Annotated in this window: 4 protein-coding genes; all 4 read right to left on the bottom strand. The window is 69.4% G+C overall.

What is annotated here, in order from left to right:
• Positions 1-352: RBBP9/YdeN family alpha/beta hydrolase (locus GTP77_RS29485; protein WP_187358898.1), on the bottom strand; the 352-nt coding region annotated here is incomplete at its 3' end.
• 11 nt (positions 353-363) lie between these two features.
• Complete coding sequence (locus GTP77_RS29480) at positions 364-2,001, bottom strand: 3-(methylthio)propionyl-CoA ligase (RefSeq protein ID WP_161075707.1); 1,638 nt, start codon at positions 1,999-2,001, stop codon at positions 364-366.
• On the bottom strand, positions 1,995-2,225 hold the full coding sequence (locus tag GTP77_RS29475; protein WP_161075706.1) for a recombinase family protein: 231 nt from the start codon (positions 2,223-2,225) through the stop codon (positions 1,995-1,997). Before GTP77_RS29475 ends, GTP77_RS29480 begins: the two co-directional genes overlap by 7 nt.
• On the bottom strand, positions 2,225-4,621 hold the full coding sequence (locus GTP77_RS29470) for an efflux RND transporter permease subunit (RefSeq protein WP_371869417.1): 2,397 nt from the start codon (positions 4,619-4,621) through the stop codon (positions 2,225-2,227). The genes GTP77_RS29475 and GTP77_RS29470 overlap by 1 nt, the downstream gene beginning before the upstream one ends.
• Positions 4,622-4,707 lie beyond the last annotated feature (86 nt).

Below are 4,707 nucleotides of genomic sequence, written 5' to 3'. Positions count from 1 at the left end.
GGGCACGCCCGCCATCCGCAGCGCCCTGCTGTCCCACCGCGTGCTGTTCCTGCGCGGCCAGGACCTCACGCGCGCCGGCCACGCGGCGGCTGGCGGGCGTGCCCAGCGCGGCCCAGTGCGCCACCATCAGCACGCCGGCGCTGTGCGCGACCAGTATCACCGGCCCGGCTATGGCCGCCATCGCGCCCTCGATGGCGGCCACGCGGGCCGCGCAGCTCAAGCCGTTCTCGTTCATGGGCGGAATCGTGCGCGCCCCCGGCACTTCGGCCGCCAGCAGCGATTGCCAGTGCTGCGGCGCCTCGCCGCGCAGGCCGGGGACGATCAGCAGCGTGGCTTTGCCTGTCGATTGCATGGCGCTCCCCTTCAGGCCTGCACGGGCAGGCGGTAGTCCTTCAGCAGCTCGCGCAAGCGCACCTTCTGCAGCTTGCCGGTGGCCGTGTGCGGCAGCGAGTCTACAAAGACCACGTCGTCCGGCACCCACCACTTGGCCACCTGCCCCGCCAGATGGGCCAGCAGCGCCTCGCGCGTGACGGCCGCGCCGGGCTTGCGCACCACCACCAGCAGCGGGCGCTCCTGCCAGGTGGGATGGGCCACGCCGATCACGGCCGCCTCGGCCACGGCCGCGTGGCCCATGGCCGCGTTCTCCAGGTCGATGGACGAGATCCATTCGCCGCCGGACTTGATCACGTCCTTGGCGCGGTCGGTAACGTGCATATAGCCGTCGGCGTCGATGGTGGCGACGTCGCCGGTGTCGAAATAACCTTCCTCGTCGATCACCTTCCCGGCGTTGTTGTAATAGCCCGCCGCCACCCAGTGGCCGCGCACCTTCAGGCGGCCGGCTGCCTTGCCATCGTGCGGCAGGCGCAGGCCGTCGTCATCGACGATTTTCAGCGTCACGCCGAACACGGCACGGCCCTGCTTTTGCTGCAGGCGCAGGCGCTCCTGCGGCGCCAGGCCGGCGTGCTTGGGCTGCAGGTGGCACACGGTGCCCAGCGGCGACAACTCGGTCATGCCCCAGGCATGGATCACCCGCGCACCGAAGTCCTGCTCGAAGCGCTCGATCATGGACTGGGACGCCGCCGCGCCGCCGATCACACAGCGCTGCAGGCAGAGGTCCTGCCGAGGTAGCAGTTTTTGCTGCTCGACATAGCCGAACAGCATCTGCCACACGGTAGGCACGCCCAGCGCCAGCGTAACCCGCTCGCTGCGCATGATCTGGTACACGCTGTGGCCGTCCAGCGCCGCGCCGGGCAGCACCAGGCGCGCGCCGCACAGGGCGCCCGCGTAAGGCATGCCCCACGCGTTCACGTGGAACATGGGCACCACCACCAGCGCCGTGTCGGCGCCGGACAGGCCCAGGCCGTCCACGCTGCACACCGCCATGGCGTGCAGCACGGTGGAGCGGTGCGAGTACAGCACGCCCTTGGGATTGCCGGTGGTGCCGGAGGTGTAGCACAGCGAGGCCGCGCTGGCCTCGTCCAGCACCGGCCATTCGTATTCGTCGCTCTCGGCGGCCAGCAGGTCTTCGTAGCACAGCACGCCGGCCGGGCCGCGTTCCAGTATCTCCGCGCGCGCGGCCATGGCCACGAAGTGCTTCACGCCCGGCATGGATGGCGCGAGCGCCTCGACCAGCGGCGCGAAGCTGGTGTCGTAGAACAGGACCTGGTCTTCGGCGTGGTTGGCGATATAGGTGATCTGCTCGGCGAACAGGCGCGGATTAATGGTGTGCAGCACCGCCCCCATGCCGGACACGGCGTAGTAAAGCTCCATGTGGCGGTAGCCGTTCCAGGCCAGCGTGGCCACGCGCATGCCGGGGCGCACGCCCAGGCGCGCGAGCGCGTTGGCCAGCCGGCGCGCGCGCTGCGCCACGCTGGCGTAGGTGCTGCGCTGCAGGCTGCCGTCCGGCTGGCGCGAGATGATTTCCTGTTCCGGATGGCTGTGGCAGGCGTGCTCGATCAGCGACGAGACCAGCAGCGGTTGGTGTTGCATCATGCCTAGCATTGTGTACTCCTGAAAAGTGGTTCTTGTTTGGAACCGTGCGCCTCCTGCAGAAGGCACAGGCGCACGGAGGCGGCGAACCAGCGGCCGCCGCCCTTGCCCGGTACGCCGCGCCGGTTCAGCGCGGCGGCGATGGCGTTGAAGGAGGCGCCCGCCGCGCGCAGCTCGCGCATGCTGGCGCGCACGGCGGCCGGCAGCGCGCGCGCCGGCGTCAGGCGCGCCGCCATCAGCGCACCTTGCGCAGCAGGAAGTGCGACAGGGCCGGCACCAGCACCAGCGCGCCAACCATGTTCAGCGCGAACATGAAGGTGAGCAGGATGCCCATGTCGGCCTGGAACTTGATCGGCGACCAGGCCCAGCACACCACGCCGGCGGCCAGCGTGACGCCCACCAGGGCCACCACCTTGCCGGTGAACTGCAGCGCGTGGCGGTAGGCCTGCTCCAGGCTTTCGCCGGCGCGCTGGCGGCCCAGCTGGACCGACACCAGGTAGAGCGCGTAGTCCACGCCTATGCCCACGCCCAGTGCGATCACCGGCAAGGTGGCCACTTTCACGCCCATGCCCAGCGCCACCATCAGCGCTTCGCACAGGATGGAGGTGAGCACCAGCGGCAGCACGGCCACCAGCACGGCGCGCCAGTTGCGGAAGGTGATGAAGCACAGCGCGATGACGGCCGCGTACACGTACAGCAGCATCTTGTGGTTGGCTTCCCTGACCACGATGTTGGTCGCCGCTTCGATGCCGGCGCTGCCGGCGGCCAGCAGGAACTGGCGCTCCGGCGTGCTGTGCTCCTTCGAGAAGCTGTCCGCCGCCTGCACCACGCGCTCCAGCGTTTCGGCCTTATGGTCGGCCAGGTAGGCGATCACCGGCATCAGCGTGCAGTCGCGGTCGAACAGCTCGGGATTGTTGACCGAGGCCTGCTGGCCGCCGTAGTTGAGCATGTCCTGGTTGCGCGCGATGGTCAGCCATTTCGGATTGCCTTCCGAAGTGCCGGCCGTCACCTGGCGCACCGCGTCGGCCAGCGACACGGTGGCCTGCACGCCCGGCACCTGCTGCAGCCGCCAGGCCAGGCGGTCGGCTTCGACCAGGGTTTCGTATTTCAGGCAGCCGTCCTTGGGCGTTTTCACCATCACCGCGAACTGGTCCGACGAGAGCGAATAGTGGCCGGTGATGTAGGCGTTGTCGCGGTTGTAGCGCGAGTCCGCGCGCAGCTCAGGCGCGCCCGGATCGAGGTCGCCTATCTTCAGCTGCAGGCTGACGGCGAAACCGGCAACGGCCAGCAGCAGGGCCGCGCCCACGGCGATGGCGGCGCGGCTCGGCTCGGTGAAGCGCGCCAGCGCGCGCCACAGTCCCGACGGTTCGCCCGCGCCTTCGGCCTCGTGCGCCACGCAGCGCCTGGCCGCCGCCGGCGACACGCCGACATAGGACAGCAGCACCGGCAGCAGCAGCAAATTGGTGAAGATCAGCACCGCCACGCCGATGGACGCGGTCAGCGCCAGGTCGCGGATCACGGGGATATCGATGGTCATCAGCACCGCGAAGCCGACCGCGTCAGCCAGCAGGGCCGTCAGGCCGGCCAGGAACAGGCGGCGGAAGGTGTAGCGCGCCGCCACCAGCAAATGGGTGCCGCGCCCCACGTCCTGCATGATGCCGTTCATCTTCTGCGCGCCGTGCGACACACCGATGGCGAACACCAGGAAAGGCACCAGGATGGAGAACGGGTCGAGCGCATAGCCCAGCGCGGCCACCAGGCCGAGCTGCCAGGCCACCGCCACCAGCGAGCAGGCCACCACCAGCGCGGTGGAGCGCACGCAGCGCGTGTAGGCGTAGATGATGGCGGTGGCCACCAGCGCGGCGGCGGCGAAGTAGGCCAGCACCTGCAGCATGCCGGCCAGCAGTTCGGCCACCAGTTTGGCGAAGCCGGTGACGTGCATGGACACAGGATAGGCGCCGCCCTGGCGCGCGTGCACGATGCGCTCGATGGCGCCGGCCAGCTGCGCGTAGTCGATGGCCTTGCCGGTGGCCGGGTCCCTGGCCAGCAGCGGCACGAAGATCATGGCGGACTTGTAGTCCTTGCCCACCAGGCTGCCGACGATGCCGGAGCGCGCCAGGTTGATCTTGAGCTGTTCCACGCCGGCCGGCGAGCCGTCGTAGTTGTCCGGCATGACGGGGCCGCCGCGGAAGCCCTCCTCCGTCACCTCGTTCCAGCGCACGCTGGGGGTCCACATGGACTTCATCCAGGCGCGGTCCACGCCCGGGGTGAGGAAGAGCTCGTCGTTGATCTGCTTGAGCTGCTCCAGGTAGCGCGGCTCGAAGATGTCGCCCTGCGGATTTTCCACCACCACCCGCAGCGCGTTGCCCAGGCCGCGCAGCGCGGCCTGGTTCTGCAGGTAGTTCTGGATGTAGGGCTGGCCCTGCGGCAGCATTTTCTCGAAGCTGGCGTTGAGCGTCAGCCGGGTGGCGGCCAGGTGGCCCAGCACCAGCGTGGCCAGCAGGCACAGCGCCACCATGGCCAGGCGATGGTTGAACACCAGGCGCTCCAGCAGGCTGCCGGAACGCTGGTCGAACTGCTCCAGCGAGCGCACCACGGGCATGGCGTCGAGATTGGGGGTATGCATAACCATGTCTTTTCCTTACTTCCTGGTCAAGGGCTGCACGCGCAGGCCGCGCGGGCCGCCGATCAGCAGGCGGCCGGCCAGCGGCAGCGCCG

This window comes from Pseudoduganella aquatica (genome assembly GCF_009857595.1).
Lineage (GTDB): Bacteria > Pseudomonadota > Gammaproteobacteria > Burkholderiales > Burkholderiaceae_D > Rugamonas > Rugamonas aquatica_A.
This window is presented reverse-complemented; position numbering and strand designations above follow the sequence as displayed.